The organism is Rhodanobacter lycopersici (genome assembly GCF_040812335.1).
GTDB lineage: Bacteria > Pseudomonadota > Gammaproteobacteria > Xanthomonadales > Rhodanobacteraceae > Rhodanobacter_A > Rhodanobacter_A lycopersici.
In genome coordinates, this window is sequence record NZ_JBFOHK010000001.1 from 602,416 (window position 1) to 625,541 (window position 23,126).

Below are 23,126 nucleotides of genomic sequence, written 5' to 3' on the forward strand. Positions count from 1 at the left end.
CGCCGACTCCGCCATCGCCCGCGTCAGGAAAGCGCACTGACCATGACGTGGTAACCGTCGGGATCGCGCAGCGCGAACTCCATGGTTCCCGTGGCCGGGTTGAGCTGGGGCTCCTCTTCCAGCCGGGGTACGAGCTCGCGTGCCCTTTGCAGCGCCAGGTCGAAATCGTCGACGCGGAAGAACAGCAGCAGGCCGTTGCCGGCCGTAGCGAGATCGGGGCTGGCCAGGGAAGGATGGTCATGCGCACCCCATGCGTGCAGGCAGAGCAGCACCGTGCCGTCCGCGTCGAGGATCTGCCCGAAATAGTCATGCGCAGGCGCCGTCGCGGGCTGGCCGAACAGGCGCTGGTACCACGCGAAACTGCGGGCGACATCGCCCACGCCGATGATGGTCCATGTGCGTTTCATGGGCGCCCTCCGCTACCGCATCAATCCGCCTGGCGTGTCAGCGCCTCCGCCAGCGCCAGGTACTCCTCGCCTTTTTCCAGCCCCGCGATAAAGCGCTCCGGGATCGCTTCCAGGCCGCCGATGGCGCCGCACAAGGCGCCGGTGAGCATGGCGCGCGCCTGGTTCTGGCCGCCCGCGTTCACCGCATTGAGCACGCCCTGCTCCACGTCGCCCTGGAAGCGCGCCGCAAGGTAATAGGCGGCGGGAAACTGGTGGTACACCGCGCACGGCAGACCGTAGACCAGGCCCACCTTCGACGCCGGTTCGATGGCGACACCAGGATCGTGCGCCGCCCGCGCGATGGACGACACCGTGAGCAAGGCGTCGGGCGAGGCGAACTGCCCCGCCCGCAAGGGCGCCTCCGCACCTTGCGGCACATCCAACTCGCCGCTGGTCACGGTGTGGAACGACAGCTCGCCGGACTTCACCATGCCCATCAGCCGGCCGGACAGATCCCCGTCCAACGCCGCCCCGCTCACCAGCTGCCCCAGCACCGCGGCAAACGCCAGCGTCATCGCCCCCACCGTGGGATCGCGCTGGGTGAGCGCCACGTTGCCGCTCACATGCCGCGCCAGCTGCCCCGGCTCACTCGCATAACGCAGCGCGATCGCCAGCACCCGCTCCGCCGCCTCGGTGTTGTCCGCCAGCCCCGCCACCTGCCCCCACGGCAAGCCGGCGCGGCGCTTGCGCCACGCCTCGCGGATCGACTGGCTGGTGTAGCCGCCCGGCCCCGCCATCGGCGTACCGTCCAGCAGCGGAAACAGCTCGCGATCCATCCGATCGCAGAAGTCCGCCTCGTCGTAGCCCCCGCAGCTCACCAGCGAGCGCAGCATCAATGCGAGGATGAACCCCGCCTGCGACGACGCCCCTGCCGGCAAGCCTTCGTGGTAGCGCCCCGGCTTCGGCGCCGTGTAGTCGCTGACCCAGTCGCCGTAGTCGCGCCTGAGCGCATCGAGGTCGTAGTACCAGTGCGGGCCAAGAGCCAGCGCGTCGCCGATGAAGGCACCCATCAGGGCGCCGTGGATGCGGCTTTTCTTCGAAACAGCGAATGAGGTTTGCGGCATGTCGGAAGGCCTGCAATGCGGCGACAGCAAGCCATCGTACGCTTGGCGTTGGCACACTCCAAGGAAGTGCCCGCGCCACTCCAGACTGGCGAATCAAGCAGACCCGCCTTGTTTTACCGGAAATTGTCAGGCCACGGGCGCCGTGAAGTTGAGCCAGTCTCCGTCCGGCATGCGTACCTGGAACTCCCGTTGGCGGTACGGCATGTCCTTCAGCGGCTCGACGCGATCGGGCGGCAGCGTGGCGAGTGCGGGACCGAGCTTCGCATGCAGCGCATCAATATCAGCGACATCAATGCAGATGGCTACCCTGGCTTTTCCATCAGGAGTGAGTCTGCGCGTCGGCTCTTCGAGCAGGCGCAGGCCGCAGCCGCCTAACTCGATGTAGGCGTAGTTGCCATGGCGATACCTGATCTCGAATGCGAGGACGTCGCAGAAGAAGGAAAGCGCTTCGCTCAGGTCAGGCACATGCAGAAACGGCGTGATCTGGTAGATGCCGTCCATACGGTTCTCCCAAGGTGCCGCATCGAACCAAACAGGGCGGCCACGTTCTCGTCCCTTGTGTCCGCAGGCGGCCGTCCAACCGGTTCCTTACCGCAGCTCAAGCGCTGCAGGGTAGCACCGCCCTGCCCTTGCCGGCCGGAAACACGCCGCCTCGTTGAAGAACGCTTCCAGCCCGTTGTCCGGGTGCCAGCCGGGCACGCCAGGCAATGGCAAGGGCCGCAGTTCCAGCGGATCGCACAACACCTCGCCCGTACGGATCGCTTCTGCGCAGGCCTCGACAGCCGCGGCTGTCGATACGTCCGGACCAGCGATCGCCAGCGCCTTCCCCACCAGCAACTGCCCCGGCGTCAGCGCGTGTTCGAGCAAGGCATGGCCGAACAGTTCCACCTGGATGCGACCGTCCAGCCATGCCGCGCGCTCGCGCCAGAACAGGCCGTGCCAGTCGTGGGCATCCCACAGCGGGAGCAATGCCGGATCGCGCAGCGCGACCACCGCGCCGGCTTCGTCGAAGTGGGTGAGCGCGTATTGGACGCGGGAACGCTGTTTGGATCCCATGCGGGCGATCTCGGTCATCTGCCGTGCGTTGAGCGCGCGCTTCAAGGCCGGATGGCGCAGCCAGACCAGGGCGTTGAACAGGTCGTGCCAGTTGTTTTCGCGGGTAGCAATTTCGCCGCGTTCGGCAATGCGCTGTTCGTAGTGCAGGCCGTCGGCGAGCAGTTCGCGGGTTTGCGCCGCGAAGCGTTCGCGCATACCCGCGGGCCTGGCGGCGTTGAGCGCATCGATGGAAGGCCAGTCGTGGCCCTCAATCAGGCCGGCGTATTCGCGCCACGCTATCAGCGGCATCCGTCCGAACACCGGCGAATCGACCGCGTCGCGAACAGGCGCGATGTAGCGCATGGGGTGGTTACACGATCTTCAGCGCAGGGTGCGCCAGGCGCGCGGTGAGGTCGTGCTCGCTGGCGCCTTCCACCACCACGTCGACGAACTGGCCAGGCTTGAGGCCTTGCCCATCGGCGATCAGCACGGTGCCGTCGATCTCTGGCGCGTCGGCGGCAGAGCGCGCCACGGCACCTTCGGCGTTCGCCTCGTCCACCAGCACCTTGAGCGTGCGACCGATCTTGCGCTGCAGCTTGGCGGCGGAGATTTCCGCCTGTACGGCCATGAACTGTTCCAGGCGGTCTTCCTTCAGTTCCTCGGAGACGGCGCCCGGCAGCTCGTTGGCCTTGGCGCCATCCACCGGCGAGTAGGCGAAGGCGCCCACGCGGTCGAGTTCGGCTTCGCGCAGGAAGTCCAGCAGTTCCTCGAACTCGGCATCGGTTTCGCCGGGGAAGCCCACGATGAAGGTGCTGCGGAGGGTGAGGTCGGGTACCTGCCTGCGCCAGTTGCGGATGCGCTCCAGCGTCTTGTCGATGTTGCCGGGGCGCTTCATCAGCTTGAGGATGCGCGGACTGGCGTGCTGGAACGGGATGTCGAGGTACGGCAGCAGCTTCCCTTTTGCCATCAGCGGCATCACCTCGTCCACGTGCGGGTACGGGTAGACGTAATGCAGGCGCGTCCACGCGCCGAGTTCCGAAAGGCCTTCGCACAGTTCGGTCATGCGCGTGCGGTACACCTTGCCGCGCCATTCGCGCTCGGCGTACTTGAGGTCGACGCCGTAGGCGCTGGTGTCCTGCGAGATCACCAGCAGTTCCTTCACGCCGCCCTTGACCAGCTTCTCGGCCTCCAGCAGCACCTGGTCCACCGGGCGCGAGACCAGGTCCCCGCGCATCGAGGGGATGATGCAGAAGCTGCAGCGGTGGTTGCAGCCTTCGGAAATCTTGAGGTACGCGTAGTGCTTGGGCGTGAGCTTGATGCCGGTGTCCGGCACGATGTCGAGGAACTTGTTGCGCACCGGCGGCAGTGCCTCGTGCACCGCGTGCATCACGCTGGCGTAGTCCTGCGGGCCGCTGATCGAGAGCACGTCCGGGTAGGCCTCGCGGATCAGCTCGGCGCGCTTGCCCAGGCAGCCGGTGACGATCACCTTGCCGTTCTCGTTGAGCGCCGTGCCGATGGAGTCCAGCGACTCCTGCACTGCGGCGTCGATGAAACCGCAGGTGTTCACCACCACCGCGTCGGCCTCGCCGTAGCTGGGCACGATCTCGTAGCCCTCGACCTTGAGCTGGGTGAGGATGCGCTCGGAATCCACCAGCGCCTTGGGGCAGCCGAGGCTGACGAAACCGATCTTCTGCGTGGCCTGCGACATGGCGGCGGCAACCGTGGACGTGGGAAAACCTCGAATTATACGGAGATCGCCCGTGCGACGTGGCCGAGGCCCTGCTCCCAACGGGAGAGGAGTTGGGGTGAGGGTTCGCCAACGCCACCACATTCGCTCCGCCCGTATCCCCTCCGGCCGGCTTCGCCGACCCGCAGGCGTTCCTGCGCCTACGGGTCGCCACCCTCTTCCGGAAGAAACGGGGTCCACTGGAAACCCTCCTGCAACGGTGTTGGAGCCGCATGTCGCTTTCACCGCTCGCTTGCACCCACGCCCGCTAGAATCCCCTGCACCGCCGCAACGGAGACGGCCGCCATGGGCCAGCACATCAACATCCCGACCTCGCGCACCCAGTGCATCGGCGGCTACCTCGCCCAGCCCGAGGGCGAGCCGAAGGGCGGCATCGTGGTGGTGCAGGAGATCTTCGGCGTCACCGAACACATCCGCAGCGTGGCCGACCGCTTCGCCGCCGCCGGCTATACCGCGATCGCCCCGGCCTTCTTCGACCACCTCGAATCCTGGCTCGAGCTGGACTACGACGAAACGGGCATGGCGCGCGGCAAGGCGCTGGTATCCGAGCTGGGGCTGGACCGCCCGCTGGAGGACGTGGCCAGCGCCGCCGAATCCATCGCCTCGTCCGGCAAGGTCGGCGTGGCGGGCTATTGCTGGGGCGGCACGGTGGCACTCCTCTCGGCGCTGCGGCTGGGCCTGCCCGCGGTGAGCTATTACGGCGCACGCAACGTATCCTTCCTCGGCGAGAAGCCGAAGGCGCCGGTGATGTTCCATTTCGGCGAGAGCGATCCCTCGATCCCGCCCGAGGCGGTGGCGCAGCACCGCGAGCTGCTGCCGCAGATGGAAGTCTTCACCTATCCCGATGCGGGCCACGCGTTCAATCGCGATGTACCCGGTGACAAGCACTACCACGGGGCCAGTGCGATGCTGGCGTGGCAGCGCACGCTGGCGTTCTTCGACCAGCAGTTGGCTGGCGCATGAACACGGCTGCGTTCGCGCTCGACCCGCGGCTGCAGGCCGACACCCGCCACGTCGCCATGCTGCCGCTGTGCGAGCTGCGGCTGATGGACGATGCGCGCTATCCGTGGCTGATCCTGGTGCCGCGCCGCGCAGGCATGGTGGAGGTAAGCGACCTCGCCGAGGTCGAGCAGTCGCAACTGTGGCGCGAGGCGAACCAGTGCGTCGCCGCGCTGCGCGCCGTGGCGCCCTGCGACAAGCTCAACCTCGGCGCGCTGGGCAACATCGTGCGCCAGCTGCACCTGCACGTGGTGGCGCGCACGCAGGGCGACGCCGCCTGGCCCGGTCCGGTGTGGGGCAGCGGCGGCGCCGTGCCATATGCGGCCGACGCCCTGGCTACGCGGCTGGATGCGTTGCGGCGGGCCCTGGCCTGAACGGCCACAGGAACGGCTCCAGCCGCGACCGCCTCGAAGCCTCTGCCACAACAACGGAAACGACAAAGCCCGCGGATCGCTCCGCGGGCTTTGTCTTCATCGACAGCAAATCAGTGCTGCTGCTGTTGCGCGGCCTGGTCCACGGAGTCGCAGCCAGCCGCGGTCTTGCACTGCTGGCCATCCTCGATCTTCACCGGCGCATGGTGATCCTCGAGGGCGCGTGCCTTGGTGTTGATCGCGTTGATCTCGGTGAGCTCGCCCTTGTTGTCGTAGTACGCGGCGAAGCCGTAGTCGATCGACATGCGCGCCAGGTACTGCAGGTGCACCTTGCGGATCTTGGAGTCGTCGCTGGGCATCAGCAGCACGGTCTTGGGCAGCTTGCCGGCGTCCTTGAGGTAGGCGAAGTGGCTGCCGGCATCGACCGCCGACAGCACCGCGCCGTCAATGACGAACTGGCCTTCCTTGTAGGCCTGGATGGTGGTATCGAACTTGCCCTTCCACTGGGCCGTGTTGGCCTGTTGCTGCTTGACACTCTCCTTGTGGCAGCCGGCGAGGACAAGCGCGCTGCCTAGCACCAGCGCGGCGGCGGCGCGGGTCAAGAGGGTGGAAAGACGGATCATCGGAATCTCCTGCGAAAAGCGGTCGTGATGGCTCTGTGAGTTTAGCGCGGCGCCCTGCGCCGGGTGGTCGCGACGGATGGTCGTGGTGCGCCTGTTCAGGTACGCGGCAGGGTTACGCCCTGCTGGCCCTGGTATTTGCCGCCGCGGTCCCTGTAGCTGGTCGCGCAGGGCTCGTCGGATTCGAAGAACAGCATCTGCGCCACACCCTCGTTGGCGTAGATCTTCGCCGGCAGCGGCGTGGTGTTGGAGAACTCCAGCGTCACGTGGCCCTCCCACTCCGGCTCCAGCGGGGTGACATTGACGATGATGCCACAGCGCGCGTAGGTGCTCTTGCCCAGGCACACCACCAGCACGTCGCGCGGGATGCGGAAATACTCCACCGTACGCGCCAGCGCGAAGGAATTGGGCGGGATGATGCAGACGTCCGACACCACGTCCACGAAGCTGTTCGGGTCGAACGCCTTCGGGTCGACGATGGTGGAGTTGATGTTGGTGAACACCTTGAACTCGCGCGCGCAGCGCACGTCGTAACCATAGCTGGAGGTGCCGTAGGACACGATGCGCCCGTCGCCATTCTGCTTGACCTGGCCCGGCTCGAACGGCTCGATCATGCCGTGGCCTTCGGCCATGCGGCGGATCCACTTGTCGGACTTGATGCTCACGTGCGCTCCGCGGTCGGCGTGGGACCCGGCTGGGCCGGGCGTAAAGCGGCAAAAATACATGGTCAGGACAGCGTGGCGCCAGCGAACCCGTCCCACTCCCCTCTCCCGCTTGCGGGAGAGGGGTCAGGGGGAGAGGGCGCTTTGCCTTGCCAGCACCGAGAAGCCCCCTTCCCCTAACCCTCTCCCCCAACATTCGTCGGGGGAGAGGGAATCAACAGCTCCAGCGCCGCGCGCAACTCGGCGCGACGTTCCGCGCTCGCCAGCACCTGTTCCGTCGTGCAGCCCGCCCCCGGCAACGCCACCGGGAATGGTTGCGTACTCAGCAGCTCGGCCGACATGGTGCCCAGGATCTCGGCCAGCGCCTCCTGCGCATGGTAGGAACCGCGCGCCGAGGCGTTGAGCAGCAGTACCGGCTTGCCGGGAAACTCCAGGCTGCCCACCAGCCAGTCCAGCAGGTTCTTGAACGCGCCGGGCACGCCGTGGGCGTATTCGGGACAGGCGACCAGCAGCGCGTCGGCGCGACCCACCGCTTCGCGCAGCGCCAGCACGGATACCGGCAGCGGATCGTGTTCGTCGTCCGGATTGAACAGCGGCAGCGCGGCGAGATCGTCGTGCATGACCAGTTCCAGCGACGCTGGCGCCAGTTGCCGCGCGGCCTCCAGCGCGGCGCGATTGGACGAGACCCGACGCAGGCTGCCGCACAGGCACAGCACGCGCCGTGTCGCACTCATGCTTGGGAACCTGTTCGGAAGCGTAGCGAGCGGACGCAGGGCCGGCGCGGGCGATGCGCAGAAACCGGAATGTATGAGCCGATGCATGAGGATTTCGAGCATCGACCACGCCTGCCCTGCGTTCGCGCAGTAGCTTCCGGACGGGTTTTCACGGCGTGCCCTGCACCACGATCTTGCCCAGCCCCAGCGACTTGTTGCGCGGCTGGCGCGACAGCCGCCCGGCGGCGTTGCGGGCGATTTCGCGGTAGCGCGCAGCGAGGTCGGATTCCGGCATCGCCGCCACGGTGGGCGTGCCGCCGTCAGCCTGCTCGCGGATGCGGATGTCCAGCGGCAGCGAGCCGAGGTACGGCACGCCGTATTGCTCCGCCATGCGCACACCACCGCCCTCGCCGAAGATGTGTTCCTCGTGGCCGCAGTTCGAGCAGACATGGGTGGCCATGTTCTCCACGATGCCGAGCACCGGCACTTCCACCTTCTCGAACATCTTGAGCGCCTTGCGCGCGTCCAGCAGGGCGATGTCCTGCGGCGTGGTGACGATCACCGCGCCGGCCACCGGCACCTTCTGCGCCAGGGTGAGCTGGATGTCGCCGGTGCCCGGCGGCAGGTCGATGACGAGGTAATCGAGCATTTCCCAGCGCGAATCGGTAAGCAGTTGCATCATCGCCTGCGTCACCATCGGGCCGCGCCAGATCATCGGCGTTTCCTCGTCGACGAGGAAACCGATGGACATCGCCTGCAGGCCGTGCGCCTGCATCGGCGTGATGCTCTTGCCGTCGGGCGATTCCGGCTTGCCGCTGATGCCGAGCATGCGCGGCTGGCTGGGGCCGTAGATGTCGGCGTCGAGCACGCCCACCCTGGCGCCTTCGGCCTGGAGCGCCAGCGCGAGGTTGGCCGCCACCGTGGATTTGCCCACGCCGCCCTTGCCCGAGGCCACCACGATGATGTTCTTCACGTTGGGCAGCGGCGCCAGCGTGCCCTGCACCTTGTGCGACTGGATGCGGCTGGTGACCGACACCGTGGCCACCGCGATCGCCGGATCTGCCTCCAGTGCCTGCTTCGCCTGCGCGGCCAGCGCCTCGAGGGCGCCGGCGGCGGGATAACCCAGCTGCAGGTCCACCGACACCTTCGCGCCGTCCACGCCCACCGCGCGCACCGCTTCGACCAGCCGTGCGCCGGTATGGGGATCGGTCAGTTCGCCGAGCAGGTGGCGGACCAGGGCTTCGTTCGCCTGCGTCATGTCGGATCGGGCTTCATGGCTGGTGGGGACGGCACATTATGCCAGCCGCGACCATCGCTCCGGCTGACGTGGATCAGCATGGCGCGATGCAGCTTGACGGCCCTGCCGGGCACCGGCAGGCTCAGACCATACTGTCTCGTACGGGAGGATCGCCATGAAGCATGCTGTTCGCCTCACCCTCGCCTTCGGCCTGCTGCTGGGCGCCGGCGCCGTGTCCGCCGCCGACACGAGCACGCCAGTCGGCACCTGGAAGCAGGTGGACGACGTGACCGGCAAGGTGAAATCCATCATCCAGATCAGCGACAACAACGGCGAACTGCAGGGCAAGGTGACACAACTGCTGAACCGCAGTCCGGAGGACGTCGCCCGCGACGGCGAACATCCCAAGTGCATCAAGTGCGACGGCACGCGCAAGGACCAGCCCATCGAAGGCATGACCATCATGTGGGGCGTAGGCAAGGATGGCGATGTCTGGGACGGCGGCAAGATCCTAGACCCCAAGAACGGCAAGATCTACAAGGTGAAGCTCACGCTGGTGGACGGCGGGCAGAAGCTCGACGTGCACGGCTACATCGGCTTCGCCCTGCTGGGGCGCAGCCAGGTGTGGGAACGGCAGCAGTAACCGCTGCGCGGCAACCGGTTCGCATCGATGACGGAACGCGGGCCCATGGCCCGCGTTTTTCGTGCCGCCCCATTCGCCAGCCGCATCAACCCGGCCAGCCTTGCACGAACTAAGGCCGGCTTCGCTTTCTGAAGCCTGTTCACTATCTCCACGCAGTTCGTGCCGGGTGGGCAGGCTCTGGGGATCAGGCCTGGGTGCTGACCATCGCGCCGGAAGCGGACGCGCCGCCCAGATCGCTGGAAAGCGTCTGCAGGAAATTGCCGAGCGTGGCGCCGCTGGTCGCCCCGCCCAGTGAGCCGACCAGGTTCTGGAAACTCTCCTCCAGCGAACCGAGCACGCCGCCGGAGGTTCCGGAGGTCGACGACACCGCTGCCGTGGAGGTGGTCGCGGTCGAGGAGCTGCCGCTGGCCGAATCGAGCTGGCTGATCAGGCTCTGCAGGTCGCTCTGCATCTGGCCGCTGCCGCCACCGTGGTGATGGTGCCCGCCGCGATGCCAGCTGCCCTGCCCGACACCGTCGGTGCCGGTGGCCGCCGGGTTGGCCGCCGCCGTGGCGGACGTGTCTGCCACAGCCCCGGCGGCGGTCGTGCCGTCAGTGGCAGCCGTCGTGCCGGTTGCCTGGCTGCCTTGTGCCTGCAACGCACTCATCAAGGTCTGCATGAAGGCCGACATGGCCTGCTGCGGGCTCTGCGTCGAGGAAGCGCCGGCCCCGCTGCCGGCCGTCGTCGTGCCGGCGCCGCTACCCGAAGCGCCCGCGCCGCCGCCCACGCCCAGCGAGGACAAGGCCTGGAAAACCGAGCCGAACAGGCCGCCCGGTGGCGGGGCGTAACCGATCGTGCTGGCGCTGCCGCTGGTCGCACTGGTGCTGGCGGATTGGCCGGGCTGGGTCAGCCAGGGGTTGTTGTTTGAAATGGAGTTGATCGTCATGGAGGGTTCTCGTGCGAAGTCGGACTGTCGATCGGGCCGCCGGATCCGGCGGCCTTCATCACACCAAGCCTCATCCATGCGGCGAGTGACGCAGATGCCCCGGTGGGAGCTCACGCGAGACAACCCCTAGCAATTCGCTGACCAGAGCCCGCTGCGTCGCATGGCAACGCCGTGTAAAGAAACGTAATGCCGCTGGCGGCGCGGTTTGCGGCAGGCGCGGACAGATCGTGGCGGCAACGGATCGCTTGCCTTGCCGCAACGGATTCGCGCATGCGTCAAAAAAACCGCCGGTATTCCGGCACGCGCGCCGGTTTCATGACGATGCGGCGCCAGGCATGCGGCCCCCGTCGCGACACCGCGCGACAGCCATCCGTGCGTGGCGCCTATGCCGATACCAGCCCATGCGAGGCCAGCCAGCCGCGCAGGCCTGCGGGGTCGCGGAACCACCACGCATGCATACCCAGCGCCGCCGCCGCATCGACGTTGCGTCGTGCGTCGTCGATATAGATCGTCCGCGCGGGGTCGATCGAATAACGCTCGAACAGCCGCCGGTAAATGCGTGGATCCGGCTTGATCAGCCGCTCCTCGCCGGAAACGACGATGCCCTCGAACCAGTGCAGGAAATCGAACATCTCGATCTCCATCGCGCGCGGAAAGGTTTCATGCGACCAGTTGGTCAGCGCGTACAGGCGCACGCCGCGCGCCTTCAGTTCGGCCAGCAGGTCCACGCTGCCCTGGATCACGCCGCCCAGCATGTCCCGCCAGCCATCGCGATAAGCCGCGATCAAGTCGGCATGCTGCGGAAACTGCGCGCTGAGGCTGTCCACGGCTTCGCGCCACGGACGGCCCGCATCCTGCTGCTCGTTCCATGCGCTGTTGCAGACCTCGGCAAGGAAACGCTCCATCGCCGCCTCGTCGTCGAACAGCCGGCGATAGAGGTAACGCGGATTCCAGTCGACCAGCACACCGCCCAGGTCGAATACCACGGTATCGACCGCGTCGTGTTTCCCGTTCATCGTCACCCGCCGCCGCGCCAAGACAGGCATGAATGTATACAAACGCGTCCGTGGCGTCAGCGATTCCACGCTGGCCGGCGCAGGAAGCGCCGGCGGGATGCCGCGCGGCGGATTACGCCACGACCAGCCGTGGTGCCGCCTTCCTCGTCGTGACGGTCAGTGAGGTCGGTACCAGCGATGACCCCGTCGCCCCTTCCCCGATCGCCTCGATGCGGATCGTGCCGACGCTGTCCGTCGACTGGATGATGGCCTGCGCCAGACCGTTGAACAGCGACCGCCTGGGCTCCTTGTCGCTTTCGTGGCTGTTGGGGTCGCCATTGCCTACGCCGATCAGCCTGCCCGCGCCGGAAATGCGGAAGGTGACCTTGTTGTCCGCCGTCGGCACCGGACGGCCATGCTCGTCGAGCACGTCGACCGTGATCATGGCCACGTCCTGCCCGTCGGCGGCGATCTCAGCGCGATCGACGGCCAGCCGCAGCTTGCGCGCCGGGCCGGTGGTTTCGCGGCGCTCGACCAGCACGACCTTGCCGTTCCTGCGGCCGCGCGCCTCGATCACGCCCGGGGCATAGGCGACCTTCCACTGCACATGGCCGAAGCGCGGCACTTGCTGGATGCCCAGGCTCCTGCCGTTGAACAGCAGCTCGACCTCGTCCAGGTTGGTGTAGGCCCACACCGCGATCTCCTGGCCTTCCTTGCCGGACCAGTTCCAGTGCGGGAACAGGTGCAGGCTGGGCGTCTTCGTCCACCAGGCCTTGTAGTAGTAGTAATAGTCCTTGGGGAAGCCGCACAGGTCGACGATGCCGAACTGCGAGCTCACCGAGGGCCAGCCATACGGCGTCGGTTCGCCGCGGTAGTCGAAGCCCGTCCAGGCGAACCCGCCGGCCAGCCAGTCGCGGCTGCCGTAGAAGCTCCACCACTGCTCCGGCGTCTCGCCCCACGGCACCACGCCGTCGTAGCTGTTGACCGTGTTCTTCTTCGGATCGGTCACGTATTCGCCGCGCGTGGCGATGGCGCTGGAGGTTTCCGATCCGTATATCGCGCGCCTGGGGTGCTCCTTGTGGAACGCATCCGGGTACTTCAGGTTGTAGTTGAAGCCGATAACGTCGAGCGCATCCGATACGCCCTGCTCGTTGTCGCCATTGACCGCCGCCGACACCACGCGGGTGGGATCGAGTTCGTGGCAGCGCCCGACCATCGCCGCGCCGATGCGTTCGCCCTGCTGTTCCAGCGCCCCCTTCTGCAACCGCCACTCCTCGTTGCCGATCGACCAGAGGATGACCGAGGGCGAATTGCGGTAGCGCTTCACCATGGTGTCGAGCTGCTGCATGCCGCTGGGGCTGGCGCTCATGTGCCGCGTCTCGCACATCATCATCATGCCCATGCGGTCGCAGGCTGCCACCCATTCGGGCGTCGGCATGTTGTGCGAGGTGCGCACGGCATTGCAGCCCATGCCCTGCAGCACGCCCACGCGGAACGACTGTAGGCGGTCCGGCAGGGCCGCGCCCACGCCTGCGTGGTCCTGGTGGTTGCAGGTGCCCTGGATCTTCAGCGGTTTGCCGTTGAGGAAGAAGCCGCGGTCGGGGTCGAACGCCGCCGTGCGGACGCCGAACGGGAACTGCTCGGCATCGCGCGTGGCGCCATCGACGATGACCTTGACCAGGGCCGTGTAAAGGTGAGGCTCGTCCGGCGACCAGAGTTGGGGCGCATCCACATGTGCCGTCGTCTGGCAGTTCGCCGGCGTGTTGGGCGCAATCGCCTGTGCAGGCGTCGTCGCGTGCGCCACCACGCGGCCGGAGGCGTCGGTAATGCTCCACTCGAGCGAGGCATGCACGGCGTGTTCGCCCTCGTTCTCGATCAGCGTGGCCAGGGCCAGCGTGGCCACATCGCCCTCGACGGTTGAACGCACCACGCTTTCCCAGCGGCCGAGATGCACCGGATCCATCTTGGTCAACCAGACATGGCGATAGATGCCGGCACCCTCGTAGAACCAGCCGTCGCCGAAACTGGCATCGACGCGCAGGGCAATGACGTTCTTGCCGCCGTAGTTGAGGAAATCGCTGAGATCGAAGCGGAACGGCGTGTAGCCATCGTCATGCCGGCCGATGAAGCAGCCGTTGACGAACAGCACGATATCGCGCATCGCACCGTCGAACTCGATCCAGATGCGACGGCCGCGGTCGCTCGCGGGAATCTCGAAGGTGCGCCGGTACCAGCCCACGCTGGTCGCCGGATAACGGCGCCCGAGCGGCTTGTAGCCGTGCGAGGTCAGCCGGGTATCGTCGTCGCCGCTGTCGTCGTGGACGGGCGCCAGCTCCACGGCCCAGTCGTGCGGCAGGTCCAGCGCGTGCCAGCCGGCGTCGTCGAAATCGGTCGTGGCGATCTTGAAGTCGCCCGTCTTGGAAAAATCGCCCTGGCCGAATCCGTAGCCGAAATCCTTGGTGGGATCGCAGCCATTGCCGAACGCGAAGCGCCAGTCGAAATCGAGCAGCCATTGCTCGCGCGGCGCCACCGGCGTATCGCCATGCTGCAGGGGCAGCGACGGCTTCCCGCCCGTCGCACCACCAATCGCCTCCGCCAATAAAGTGCGCGGCAAGAGGCAGGAACCTGCCAATCCGATGCCGGCGAAGATGAAGGTGCGGCGCGTGGTATCGACCATGGGCATCGGATCCGGGCAGCGTGCGGTTCCGTGGAAATTACTCGCTGCGCCGCCGGTTTCCAAGGCAGGCGCACGCACGAGGCGCCATGGCGGAATTCAGGCCACGGCTTCGGCGCGATGCACGGCCACGCCGCGCGCGGAAAATGCCGCGCGGGTCGCCTTGTCCGCCGAATGTTCCACCACCAGGTGCTGCACGCGCGCCAGTTCGGCCACCTGGTGCGTCGCCACCACGGCCAGCTTGTCGTCGGTGGCGACTATCACGGTTTCGTCGCTCGCCTCGATCATGGCGCGCTTGAACAGCGACTCCTCGCTGTCGAATCCCCACAGGCCATGCGCGGCATCGATGGCGCACGCACCGGGGAAGCAGAGGTCCGCGCGCACCCTGCGCACCTGGTCCACCGCCTGTGCGCCCGTCGCGCCGCCGCTGGCGGCGTCGATGCGGCCACCGATCAGCAACACATCGAAGCCCTCGCGATCGAGCAACATCTGGGCGATGTGCGGCGCGTTCGTGATCACGGTGAGCCGCGCATCGCGCGGCAGCTCGGCGGCGATGGCCGCGTTGGTGCTGCCTGCATCGATCAACAGGGTCTGCCCGGCCTGGACCAGGCTCGCCGCCTTGCGCGCCAGCGCCTGCTTGCGCGAGGAATGCTCGTTGCGGCGCTGCTTCAGCGGCGTCAGCGTGATGGCCGGCAACAGGGCGCCGCCGTAGACGCGCTTGCACAATCCCAGTGCCGCGAGCTCGCGCAGGTCGCGGCGGATGGAGTCCTCGGACACCTCGAACGCCTGCGCCAGTTCCACCGCCACGACGCGGCCGTCCCTGCGCAGCCTCTCCAGGATGCGCTGCTGGCGCTCCTGCGGCAGCGCGCCGCTGTCCGGCGGCGGCGGTGCGACTCTAGCCATGCAATGCCTCCCGAGTGTCATTGGCCAGCAGGTCCAACGCCCGCAGATGGGCACGCAGGCCCGCCGGGTCGCGGAACCACCAGCCGCGCATGCCCAGCGCCTCGGCGGCTGCGACATTGCGCGGCGCGTCGTCGATATACAACGCACTCCGCGGATCCACGCGGTAGCGCTCCAGCAGGCGCTGGTAGATGCGCGGGTTGGGTTTGACCAGACGCTCCTCGCCCGACACCACGATGCCTTCGAACCAGTCCAGGAAGGCGTAGCGCTGCCGCGCGACCGGAAAGGTCTCCTGCGACCAGTTGGTGAGCGCCAGCAGGCGCACGCCGCGTGCCTTGAGCTCGGCCAGCAGGGCCACGCTGCCATCGATCGCACCGCCCAGGGTTTCCACCCAGCGCAGGCGATAGGCGTCGATCAGCGGGGCGTAATCGGGAAACCGGGCCTGCAGCACGGCCACCGCCTCCGTCCACGGACGCCCGGCATCCTGCCGCTCGTTCCATGCGCCGTTGCAGACGGCGCGCAGGAACCATTCCATTTCATCTTCATGGTCGAACAGCTGCCGGTACAGCAGGCGCGGGTCCCAGGCGATCAGCACGTTGCCCAGGTCGAAGATCACGGTGTCGACAGGCTTGTTCATCGCTGCACGACCCTGGCCGACAGGCCGAGCAGCACCAGCAGCCCCGCCACACCGCCGAAGGCGAGCGGCAGGCTGCTCGCGTGCGCCACGAAGCCGATCAGCGCCGGACCGAGCAGCAGGCCCAGGTAGCCGAGCGTGGTCGCCGTGGCGATCGCCACGGCCGGCGGCGTGCCCGGCAGCCTGCCCGCGGCGCTGAACAGCACGGGCACGATGTTGGACGCGCCCAGCCCGATCAACACGAAGCCGGCCAGAGCGGCCACCGCATTCGGCACCGCCGCCACGACGATGAAGCCCGCTGCCGCGAGGCAGGCACCCACGCGCACCGTGCGGCCGGGACCATGACGCCCCACCATGCGATCGCCGGCAAACCGTCCCGTGGCCATGGCTACCGAAAAGCAGGCATAGCCGAAGCCCGCCGCGCTCGCGGCGACACCGCGGAAGTCGCGCATGAAAACAGCGCTCCAGTCGAGCATCGCGCCTTCGGCAAGAAAGCTCACGAAGCACAACAGGCCCAGCAGCCAGACCAGTGCATGCGGCATGCGCAGGGCCGGCCGTGGTTCGCCGCCGCTCCGCGGCGCGTCGTCGAGCAGGCCGCCACGCAACCACCACACGACACCCAGCAGCAGTACCGCGATCAGGGTCGCCGCCACGATCAACGGCGCGCCCAAGGCCAGCAGGCCGCTCATGACGACGGCGCCCACCAGGCCGCCCAGGCTGAACAAGCCGTGGAAGCCGGACATCAGCCGTCCACCATCCCATCGCTCCACGTCGACCGCGTGCGCATTCATGGCCACGTCGACGGTCCCAAGCATCACGCCGAAATAGAACAGGGTGGCCACCAGCGCAGCCACGCTGTCCACCCACGCCAGCACGGGCAGCGCCAGGCACAGCAGCAGGCCGGCCGCCACGATCAGGTTGCGGTTGCCGAGACGGTGGGCCAGCCAGCCCACGAACGGCATCGACAGCATTGAGGCGCCGCCGAACGCCAGCAGGACAAAACCGAGCCGGGCATCGTCCAGGCCCAGGCGTGCCTTGGCGTACGGCACCATCGGTGCCCAGGCCGACATGCCGATGCCGGAGACCAGAAAGATCAGCCGCGTCGAGCGGCGCGCAGCGGCCAGCGAAGTGAAGGGAGCGCCGACGACGGCGGCCTCGGAGGGCGTGTCCACAGGATTTCCTGCATCAAAATCAATGGATATAAATATACAAAAACATGCAAAAACGTGCAATCAGGTCCATCCATGCGGACGGACTCCGGCATGCACCGGAATAGCGACATGGAAGAGCCTCCCATCGCGCGGATGCAGCGCCGCGATGCCTCGCGAATGGCCCATGCCATAATGAACGACCCACCCGCTGCCAATGCCGATCATGAGCCGACGCCTGCTCGTCACCCACGCCCTGCCCTACGCCAATGGCCACCTGCACCTGGGCCACATGCTGGGCTACATCCAGACCGACATCTGGGCGCGGGCGCAGCGCATGATGGGCAACGAAGTGCATTTCGTGGCGGCGGACGACGCGCACGGCACGCCGATCATGCTGGCCGCCGAGAAGGCCGGCATGACGCCGGAGGCGTTCATCGCCGGGATCCGCGCCAGCCACGAGGCCGACTTCGCGGACTTCCACTTCAGCTACGACCACTACCACACCACCCACTCGGACGAGAACCGCGAGCTGGCCGCGCTGATCTACACGCGCCTGCGCGACGGTGCCCAGCGCGGTAGCGCGGAAAATCAGACTTATATCGCCAAGCGCAGCATCCAGCAGCTGTACGATCCCGAGAAGCAGATGTTCCTGCCGGACCGCTACATCAAGGGCACCTGCCCGAAGTGCGGCACGCCCGACCAGTACGGCGACAACTGCGAGAACTGCGGCGCCACCTACGCGCCCACCGATCTCATCAACCCGTACTCGGTGGTCTCCGGCGCCACGCCAGTGCTGAAGGATTCGGAGCATTACTTCTTCGAGCTCTCCAAGTTCGAGAATCTGCTGCGCGACTGGTTCGCCGGCAAGTACACCGGCGGCAAGCCGGTGGCGAACAGCGGCGTGGCCGCCAAGCTGCGCGAATGGCTGGACGGCGGACTGAAGGACTGGGACATTTCGCGCGACGCGCCCTACTTCGGCTTCCCGATCCCCGATGCGCCGGGCAAGTTCTTCTACGTGTGGCTGGACGCGCCGGTGGGCTACCTCGCCAGCTTCAAGGCGCTGTGCGACCGCACCGGCCTGAAATTCGACGACTTCCTCGGTGCCGGCAGCCAGGCCGAGATGCACCACTTCATCGGCAAGGACATCATCAACTTCCACGGCCTGTTCTGGCCGGCGATGCTGCACGGCGCGCAGATGCGCGTGCCCACCGCGCTGCACGTCAACGGCTACCTGACGGTGAACGGGGCGAAGATGTCCAAGTCGCGCGGCACCTTCATCCAGGCGCGCACCTACCTCGACGCCGGGCTCAACCCCGAGTACCTGCGCTATTACTTCGCCAGCCTGCTCAACGACACGCCGGTGGACGTGGACCTCGACCTCAAGGCCTTCGAGGAACGCGTCAACTCGCACCTGGTCGGCAAGTGGGTGAACATCGCCAGCCGCACCGCAGGCTTCGTGCACAAGTTCTCCGGCGGCAAGCTGGTCGATGCATTCGACGCGGAACACGCCGCGCTGTGGCAGAGCCTGCTCGCGCAGTACGAGGGTGTCGAGGCGCTGTACGAGGACGGCGAATTCGCCGAGCTCACCCGCCGCTTCGTGCAGATGGCCGACCTGGTCAACGGCCACATCGCCGGGAAGGCGCCGTGGACGATGGCGAAGGACGAGTCGCGCCGCACGGAGCTTGCGCAGGTGTGCTCGTTCGCGCTGGCCGCGTTCCGCCTGCTCGCGGGCCTGCTGAAGCCCATCCTGCCCGCCACCGTGGCTGCCGCCGAACAGTTCCTCGCCGCGCCCATCGCCGGCTTCGCCGACGCGCGCGACGCGCTGCACGGCCACACCGTCAACGCCTTCGAACCGCTGCTCGCGCGCCTCGACCCCAAGCGCATCGAGGCGATGGTCGAGGCCTCGAAGGAATCGCTGGGCGCGCCTGCGCCTGCCCCGGAACAGCCCAAGAAGAAAACCATGAACGACACCGCCAAGCCCGCTGCCGCTGCCGTTACCGCCGACGCGCCCTCCACCATCGCCATCGACGACTTCGCGAAGCTCGACCTGCGCGTGGGCAAGGTGCTGGCCTGCGAGTTCGTGGACGGCTCCGACAAGCTGCTGCGCTTCGAGCTGGATGCCGGCGCGCTAGGCAAGCGGCAGATCTTCTCCGGCATCCGCGCCGCCTATGGCGAGCCGGAGAAACTGGTCGGCCGCAACGTGGTGTTCATCGCCAACCTCGCCCCGCGCAAGATGCGCTTCGGCCTCTCCGAAGGCATGATCCTCTCCGCCGGCGACGGCGGCAGCGACCTGTTCCTGCTCGACGCCGACCAGGGCGCGCAGCCGGGCGCCACGGTGCGCTGATTGTTTAATCCCCTCTCCCCTCCGGGGAGAGGGTTAGGGTGAGGGGACGCCCTTGCCACAGCCCACAAAAGTGCGCGCAGCCATCTTCAAGTCCTTCGCCAGACCAACCCCTCGCCCCGCCCCTCTCCCCGGAGGGGAGAGGGGGAAAACATGACGCATCCACTCGCCGACCGCATCGACGCCCTCCTGCCGCAGACGCAATGCAAGCAATGCGGCTACCACGGCTGCCGCCCCTACGCCGAAGCGATCGCGCGCGGCGAGGCGGCGATCAACCAGTGCCCGCCCGGCGGTGCGGCCGGCATCGCGAAGCTGGCGGCGCTGCTGGATCGACCGGCGCTGCCGCTGAACCCCGCCAACGGCGTGGAGAAGCCGCGCATGCTGGCGCGGGTGGTCGAGGACGAATGCATCGGCTGCACCAAGTGCATCCAGGCCTGCCCGGTGGATGCCATCGTGGGCGCGGCCAAGCTGATGCACTCCGTGCTGACCGACGACTGCACCGGCTGCGAGCTGTGCGTGCCCGCCTGTCCGGTGGATTGCATCGTGCTGGAACCGATGCCCGCTGAGCAGATCGACCAGGCGCATGTCGATGCTGCGCGCGAACATTTCCGGAAACGTGAAACGCGGTTGGCACGCGAAGCCGCCGAACGCGAGGCGGAGCTGGCCGCGCGCAAGACGGCGGTGGACACTGCCGCGTCAACCAACCCGGTGCTGGCCGCGCTGGCGCGCGCCCGCGCGAAACAGGACAAGTCGCCATGAAACGTGCCAACGTGGTCGAGCTGTTCACCCGCCTGCGCGAGCTGAACCCGCACCCCACCACCGAACTCGCCTACACCACGCCATTCGAATTGCTGGTGGCCGTGGTGCTGTCGGCGCAGGCCACCGACGTGGGCGTGAACAAGGCGACGAAGAAGCTCTATCCCGTGGCGAACACGCCGCAGGCCATCCTCAAGCTCGGCGAGGAAAAGCTGAAGAAATACATCAGCACCATCGGCCTGTTCAACGCCAAGGCGAAGAACGTGATCGCGCTGTGCGGCATCCTGATCGAACAACACGGCGGCGAGGTGCCGCGCACGCGCGAGGCACTGGAGGCACTGCCCGGCGTGGGCCGCAAGACTGCCAACGTGGTGCTGAACACCGCCTTCGGCGAACCCACCATCGCGGTGGACACGCACATCTTCCGCGTCGCCAACCGCACCGGCCTCGCCCCCGGCAAGGACGTGCGCGCGGTGGAGGACAAGCTGGAAAAGGTGGTGCCCGCCGAGTTCAAGCAGGACGCCCACCACTGGCTGATCCTGCACGGCCGCTACGTATGCAAGGCACGCAAGCCGGACTGCCCGGACTGCGTGATCCGCGACCTGTGCCGCTACAAGGACAAGACGCCGGCTCCCTGAACCGGCGTACGAGTCGCCTGCGACAGGCGTCCCGTATGCAGTCCGCCACGTTTTAAGACTGCCGTAAGCCGCCGACCTTATGATGGCGCTCCAAGGAGGGTGGCGCGCCGCGCCGCCGGCTCAACACAGGTGATCCGACGTGCACATCATGCTGGTCGAGGATGACGCCCAACTCGGCGAGGCGATCCGCCACGCCCTGGTGCAGCAGGCCTACGTGGTGACCTGGCTGCGCAATGGCCGCGAGGCCGCGCAGGGTCTGCGGGACCAGTCCGCCGACCTGGTGCTGCTCGACCTCGGTCTGCCCGACCGGGATGGACTCGACCTGCTCGGCGAAGCACGCCGCAACAACATCAAGACCCCGGTCCTGGTGATGACCGCGCGCGACGAACTGGAGACCCGCATCCGCGGCCTGGACCTGGGCGCCGACGACTACCTCATCAAGCCCTTCCACCTCGACGAGCTGTCCGCCCGCATCCGCTCACTGATCCGCCGAACCCGGGGTCTGGCGGACAACATGATCGAGGCGGGCGATCTGCGCATGAACCTGGCCAGCAGCGAGGTGATGTTCCGCAACGAGCCGGTGACGCTCACGCGCCGCGAATTCGCCCTGCTGCGCGTGCTGATGGAACGCGCCGGGCGCATCGTGCGCCGCGAGACGCTGGAAAACTCGGTGTACGGCATCGACAAGCCGGTCGAGGGCAATGCGCTGGAGGTGCAGGTGCACTGGCTGCGCCGCAAGCTGGGCGCGGACGCCATCCGCACCGTGCGCGGCATCGGCTACATGCTGCCGCGGGAACCGCGATGAAGCCGATCAGCCTGCGCCACCGCCTGACCTGGCTGATCATCGGCGTGATGGTGGTCGTGCTGATCCCGCTGGGCGTGCTCAGCTACCAGCGCGAGCGGCTGGAGATGAACCAGTTGCTGGACGGCCGCCTCGCCGAGGCCGGCCGTACCCTGGGCGTGCTGGTCGAGCACAACGCGCCGGACCTCGACCACGCGACGGTCACGCCGGACGTCAACAACAGCGGCGCCCTGATCGTCACCGTGCATCGCCACAACTACGAACCGGACGTCGGCTTCCAGGTCTACGACCGGCAGGGCCGGCCCGTCGTCACCACCTCCAATTTCGCCGACCTGCCTGCACCACGGGCCGAACTGCACGGCTTCGACAACATCACGCACGACGGCTACCGCTGGCGCACCTTCGTGCTGCAGAACCGCGCCGGGCTGGTGATACGCATCGGCGAACGCTACGACAACCGCCAGGACATCACGCGTGGACTGATGCTCGAACACGCCCTGCCGCTGCTGATCGGCCTGCCCCTGCTGGCCCTGCTGACGGGCCTCGCCGTGCGCCAGGGTCTGCGCCCGCTGGAGCTGCTCACCCGACAGTTGGCCACGCGTACGCCGGGCAGCCGCCAGCCGGTGTCCGACGAGCAGGGCCCGCGCGAGATCAAGCCGCTGATCGCCACGCTCAACCGCCTGCTCGGCCGGCTGGAAGATGCGATCGAGCGCGAGCGGCGCATGAACGCCGACGTGGCCCACGAGCTGCGCACACCGCTGGCGGCCACCATGCTGCACCTGGAAAGCGCGGCGATCGCCACCGACCCGGAAGATGCGCGCTTCGCCCTGCAGAACGCCCGGCAGGGCACCACCCGGCTGGCGCGGCGCATCGAGCAGATCATGGCGATGGCGCGGCTGGAGGCCGGCGCCGCCGCCGAGGAACGCTCGCCGCAGGACCTGGTCGCGCTGGTCACCGGTGTGATCGAGGAGCTCGCCCCGCTGATCGCGGAAAAGGACATCGCGCTGAGCCTGCTGCACGACGGCACCTCGCTGTACGTGCCCGGCCACGAGGTGGCGCTGATCGCGATGCTGCGCAACCTCATCGAGAACGCCATGCGCTACGTCAAGCACGGCGGCCAGGTGGAGGTGGCGCTCAGTCGCGGCGACGACGACGCCATCGTCGACATCAGCGACGACGGCCCCGGCATCCCCGCCGATCGCCGCGAAGCGGTGTTCGAGCGCTTCCGCCGCGAGGTGCGCGACGAATCGCGCGGCTACGGCCTGGGGCTGAACATCGTCCGCCGCGCAGCCCAGTTGCACAACGCCCGCATCGACCTGCTCGATTCCGCCTGCGGCCACGGCCTGCACGTGCGCATCTCGCTGCCCATGAGCTGATTTCCCGCGCACTGCCTGAGAGTCTGTTCAACGTCTCCCCGTGGCCCGGGCCGGGTAGGAGCGCACCCTGTGCGCGAATGGCTCTGGCGCCGATCGGAGCAATAGCTTTCGCGCACAGGGTGCGCTCCTACCGGCTGGCATCCATCGGGCCGATGCCCGCGTTGCCTTGCCCCGGCCGTCAGGTGACGGCAGGGCCACGCAAGCCACGTGGAGGTCGTGAACAGACTCTTGGAGCCCGTCCGCGATCTGCGCCTGTACCATCGCGCGCCCGGGCATATGAACGGTTGCAGTATCCGGGCGGGGACAAAAGGTTGACTTAAGGATGCGGTGCGAACATGCCGCACTGACAACGCACGACCAGAGAAAGCTCGCCCGCCACACCCCCGTCCCCGCAAGA

The 23,126-nt window shown here is 67.5% G+C and carries 23 protein-coding genes; 8 read left to right on the plus strand and 15 right to left on the minus strand.

Features of this window, described 5'->3' with window-relative positions:
* Positions 1-23 precede the first annotated feature (23 nt).
* The 5 genes from ABQJ54_RS02830 to rimO form a co-directional block, all read right to left on the minus strand.
* Positions 24-407: a VOC family protein gene (locus tag ABQJ54_RS02830; protein ID WP_367852748.1), complete on the minus strand. Its 384-nt coding sequence runs from the start codon at positions 405-407 to the stop codon at positions 24-26.
* Between the two features lie 20 nt (positions 408-427).
* Complete coding sequence (locus ABQJ54_RS02835) at positions 428-1,510, minus strand: ADP-ribosylglycohydrolase family protein (RefSeq protein ID WP_496430684.1); 1,083 nt, start codon at positions 1,508-1,510, stop codon at positions 428-430.
* A gap of 126 nt (positions 1,511-1,636) precedes the next feature.
* A complete protein-coding gene (locus ABQJ54_RS02840; protein WP_367852750.1) occupies positions 1,637-2,011 on the minus strand; it encodes a bleomycin resistance protein in 375 nt (124 codons plus the stop codon).
* A gap of 87 nt (positions 2,012-2,098) precedes the next feature.
* Positions 2,099-2,908 carry a DUF3025 domain-containing protein gene (locus tag ABQJ54_RS02845; RefSeq protein ID WP_367852751.1) on the minus strand — a complete coding sequence of 270 codons (810 nt, stop codon included), beginning with the start codon at positions 2,906-2,908 and terminating at the stop codon, positions 2,099-2,101.
* 7 nt (positions 2,909-2,915) lie between these two features.
* The gene (gene rimO, locus ABQJ54_RS02850) at positions 2,916-4,253 is read right to left on the minus strand and encodes a 30S ribosomal protein S12 methylthiotransferase RimO (RefSeq protein WP_367852752.1); all 1,338 of its coding nucleotides are present in this window, start codon (positions 4,251-4,253) and stop codon (positions 2,916-2,918) included.
* 324 nt (positions 4,254-4,577) lie between these two features.
* On the opposite strand from rimO, the gene ABQJ54_RS02855 reads away from it, so the two are divergent.
* Together ABQJ54_RS02855 and ABQJ54_RS02860 are read left to right on the plus strand one after the other, a co-directional pair.
* Positions 4,578-5,255, plus strand: coding sequence for a dienelactone hydrolase family protein (locus ABQJ54_RS02855; RefSeq protein ID WP_367852753.1), 678 nt, complete (start codon positions 4,578-4,580; stop codon positions 5,253-5,255).
* Complete coding sequence (locus ABQJ54_RS02860) at positions 5,252-5,665, plus strand: HIT domain-containing protein (protein ID WP_367852754.1); 414 nt, start codon at positions 5,252-5,254, stop codon at positions 5,663-5,665. Before ABQJ54_RS02855 ends, ABQJ54_RS02860 begins: the two co-directional genes overlap by 4 nt.
* Positions 5,666-5,775: 110 nt before the next feature.
* Here ABQJ54_RS02860 and ABQJ54_RS02865 read toward each other — a convergent pair whose 3' ends face one another.
* From ABQJ54_RS02865 to apbC, 4 genes are all read right to left on the minus strand, one after another.
* Positions 5,776-6,285, minus strand: a complete 510-nt coding sequence (locus ABQJ54_RS02865) for a hypothetical protein (RefSeq protein WP_367852755.1) — start codon at positions 6,283-6,285, stop codon at positions 5,776-5,778.
* Positions 6,286-6,380: 95 nt separating this feature from the next.
* Positions 6,381-6,947, minus strand: a complete 567-nt coding sequence (gene dcd / locus ABQJ54_RS02870; RefSeq protein ID WP_367852756.1) for a dCTP deaminase — start codon at positions 6,945-6,947, stop codon at positions 6,381-6,383.
* A 173-nt stretch (positions 6,948-7,120) separates the two neighbouring features.
* Positions 7,121-7,678: an NADPH-dependent FMN reductase gene (locus ABQJ54_RS02875; RefSeq protein ID WP_367852757.1), complete on the minus strand. Its 558-nt coding sequence runs from the start codon at positions 7,676-7,678 to the stop codon at positions 7,121-7,123.
* Positions 7,679-7,826: 148 nt separating this feature from the next.
* Positions 7,827-8,915 carry an iron-sulfur cluster carrier protein ApbC gene (apbC, locus tag ABQJ54_RS02880; RefSeq protein ID WP_367852758.1) on the minus strand — a complete coding sequence of 363 codons (1,089 nt, stop codon included), beginning with the start codon at positions 8,913-8,915 and terminating at the stop codon, positions 7,827-7,829.
* A 154-nt stretch (positions 8,916-9,069) separates the two neighbouring features.
* Between apbC and ABQJ54_RS02885 the strand changes: the two genes are divergently transcribed.
* Positions 9,070-9,537: a DUF2147 domain-containing protein gene (locus tag ABQJ54_RS02885; RefSeq protein WP_367852759.1), complete on the plus strand. Its 468-nt coding sequence runs from the start codon at positions 9,070-9,072 to the stop codon at positions 9,535-9,537.
* A 184-nt stretch (positions 9,538-9,721) separates the two neighbouring features.
* Here the strand turns inward: ABQJ54_RS02885 and ABQJ54_RS02890 are convergent, their stop codons facing one another.
* The 6 genes from ABQJ54_RS02890 to ABQJ54_RS02915 form a co-directional block, all read right to left on the minus strand.
* Positions 9,722-10,462, minus strand: coding sequence for a hypothetical protein (locus tag ABQJ54_RS02890; RefSeq protein WP_367852760.1), 741 nt, complete (start codon positions 10,460-10,462; stop codon positions 9,722-9,724).
* A 383-nt stretch (positions 10,463-10,845) separates the two neighbouring features.
* Positions 10,846-11,478: an HAD family hydrolase gene (locus tag ABQJ54_RS02895; protein WP_367852761.1), complete on the minus strand. Its 633-nt coding sequence runs from the start codon at positions 11,476-11,478 to the stop codon at positions 10,846-10,848.
* Positions 11,479-11,590: 112 nt separating this feature from the next.
* On the minus strand, positions 11,591-14,134 hold the full coding sequence (gene galA / locus ABQJ54_RS02900; protein ID WP_367852762.1) for a beta-galactosidase GalA: 2,544 nt from the start codon (positions 14,132-14,134) through the stop codon (positions 11,591-11,593).
* A gap of 96 nt (positions 14,135-14,230) precedes the next feature.
* Complete coding sequence (locus tag ABQJ54_RS02905; RefSeq protein WP_367852763.1) at positions 14,231-15,034, minus strand: DeoR/GlpR family DNA-binding transcription regulator; 804 nt, start codon at positions 15,032-15,034, stop codon at positions 14,231-14,233.
* Positions 15,027-15,668, minus strand: a complete 642-nt coding sequence (locus ABQJ54_RS02910) for an HAD family hydrolase (protein WP_367852764.1) — start codon at positions 15,666-15,668, stop codon at positions 15,027-15,029. Before ABQJ54_RS02910 ends, ABQJ54_RS02905 begins: the two co-directional genes overlap by 8 nt.
* Positions 15,665-16,837: an MFS transporter gene (locus ABQJ54_RS02915; RefSeq protein ID WP_367852765.1), complete on the minus strand. Its 1,173-nt coding sequence runs from the start codon at positions 16,835-16,837 to the stop codon at positions 15,665-15,667. The genes ABQJ54_RS02910 and ABQJ54_RS02915 overlap by 4 nt, the downstream gene beginning before the upstream one ends.
* Positions 16,838-17,039: 202 nt before the next feature.
* Here ABQJ54_RS02915 and metG point away from each other — a divergent pair, with 202 nt between their 5' ends.
* The 5 genes from metG (at position 17,040) to ABQJ54_RS02940 (ending at position 22,729) form a co-directional block, all read left to right on the plus strand.
* Entirely contained in the window at positions 17,040-19,160 is a 2,121-nt protein-coding gene (gene metG / locus ABQJ54_RS02920) for a methionine--tRNA ligase (RefSeq protein WP_367852766.1), read from the plus strand.
* 150 nt (positions 19,161-19,310) lie between these two features.
* Positions 19,311-19,916, plus strand: a complete 606-nt coding sequence (locus ABQJ54_RS02925) for an RnfABCDGE type electron transport complex subunit B (protein WP_367852767.1) — start codon at positions 19,311-19,313, stop codon at positions 19,914-19,916.
* Complete coding sequence (gene nth / locus ABQJ54_RS02930; protein WP_367852768.1) at positions 19,913-20,551, plus strand: endonuclease III; 639 nt, start codon at positions 19,913-19,915, stop codon at positions 20,549-20,551. The genes ABQJ54_RS02925 and nth overlap by 4 nt, the downstream gene beginning before the upstream one ends.
* Before the next feature lie 139 nt (positions 20,552-20,690).
* A complete protein-coding gene (locus ABQJ54_RS02935; RefSeq protein WP_367852769.1) occupies positions 20,691-21,356 on the plus strand; it encodes a response regulator in 666 nt (221 codons plus the stop codon).
* Positions 21,353-22,729, plus strand: coding sequence for a sensor histidine kinase (locus tag ABQJ54_RS02940; RefSeq protein WP_367852770.1), 1,377 nt, complete (start codon positions 21,353-21,355; stop codon positions 22,727-22,729). Before ABQJ54_RS02935 ends, ABQJ54_RS02940 begins: the two co-directional genes overlap by 4 nt.
* The last annotated feature ends 397 nt before the right edge of the window (positions 22,730-23,126 follow it).

Excerpts from the sequence above, each read along its gene's own strand:
- rimO (WP_367852752.1), bottom strand. The coding sequence starts at position 4,253 with ATGTCGCAGGCCACGCAGAAGATCGGTTTCGTCAGCCTCGGCTGCCCC.
- ABQJ54_RS02890 (WP_367852760.1), bottom strand. The coding sequence starts at position 10,462 with ATGACGATCAACTCCATTTCAAACAACAACCCCTGGCTGACCCAGCCC.
- ABQJ54_RS02835 (WP_496430684.1), bottom strand. The coding sequence starts at position 1,510 with ATGCCGCAAACCTCATTCGCTGTTTCGAAGAAAAGCCGCATCCACGGC.
- ABQJ54_RS02840 (WP_367852750.1), bottom strand. The coding sequence starts at position 2,011 with ATGGACGGCATCTACCAGATCACGCCGTTTCTGCATGTGCCTGACCTG.
- ABQJ54_RS02865 (WP_367852755.1), bottom strand. The coding sequence starts at position 6,285 with ATGATCCGTCTTTCCACCCTCTTGACCCGCGCCGCCGCCGCGCTGGTG.
- galA (WP_367852762.1), bottom strand. The coding sequence starts at position 14,134 with ATGGTCGATACCACGCGCCGCACCTTCATCTTCGCCGGCATCGGATTG.
- metG (WP_367852766.1), top strand. The coding sequence starts at position 17,040 with ATGAGCCGACGCCTGCTCGTCACCCACGCCCTGCCCTACGCCAATGGC.
- ABQJ54_RS02910 (WP_367852764.1), bottom strand. The coding sequence starts at position 15,668 with ATGAACAAGCCTGTCGACACCGTGATCTTCGACCTGGGCAACGTGCTG.
- ABQJ54_RS02885 (WP_367852759.1), top strand. The coding sequence starts at position 9,070 with ATGAAGCATGCTGTTCGCCTCACCCTCGCCTTCGGCCTGCTGCTGGGC.
- ABQJ54_RS02845 (WP_367852751.1), bottom strand. The coding sequence starts at position 2,908 with ATGCGCTACATCGCGCCTGTTCGCGACGCGGTCGATTCGCCGGTGTTC.
- ABQJ54_RS02925 (WP_367852767.1), top strand. The coding sequence starts at position 19,311 with ATGACGCATCCACTCGCCGACCGCATCGACGCCCTCCTGCCGCAGACG.
- ABQJ54_RS02905 (WP_367852763.1), bottom strand. The coding sequence starts at position 15,034 with ATGGCTAGAGTCGCACCGCCGCCGCCGGACAGCGGCGCGCTGCCGCAG.
- ABQJ54_RS02895 (WP_367852761.1), bottom strand. The coding sequence starts at position 11,478 with ATGAACGGGAAACACGACGCGGTCGATACCGTGGTATTCGACCTGGGC.
- nth (WP_367852768.1), top strand. The coding sequence starts at position 19,913 with ATGAAACGTGCCAACGTGGTCGAGCTGTTCACCCGCCTGCGCGAGCTG.
- apbC (WP_367852758.1), bottom strand. The coding sequence starts at position 8,915 with ATGACGCAGGCGAACGAAGCCCTGGTCCGCCACCTGCTCGGCGAACTG.
- ABQJ54_RS02875 (WP_367852757.1), bottom strand. The coding sequence starts at position 7,678 with ATGAGTGCGACACGGCGCGTGCTGTGCCTGTGCGGCAGCCTGCGTCGG.
- ABQJ54_RS02830 (WP_367852748.1), bottom strand. The coding sequence starts at position 407 with ATGAAACGCACATGGACCATCATCGGCGTGGGCGATGTCGCCCGCAGT.
- ABQJ54_RS02855 (WP_367852753.1), top strand. The coding sequence starts at position 4,578 with ATGGGCCAGCACATCAACATCCCGACCTCGCGCACCCAGTGCATCGGC.
- ABQJ54_RS02940 (WP_367852770.1), top strand. The coding sequence starts at position 21,353 with ATGAAGCCGATCAGCCTGCGCCACCGCCTGACCTGGCTGATCATCGGC.
- ABQJ54_RS02860 (WP_367852754.1), top strand. The coding sequence starts at position 5,252 with ATGAACACGGCTGCGTTCGCGCTCGACCCGCGGCTGCAGGCCGACACC.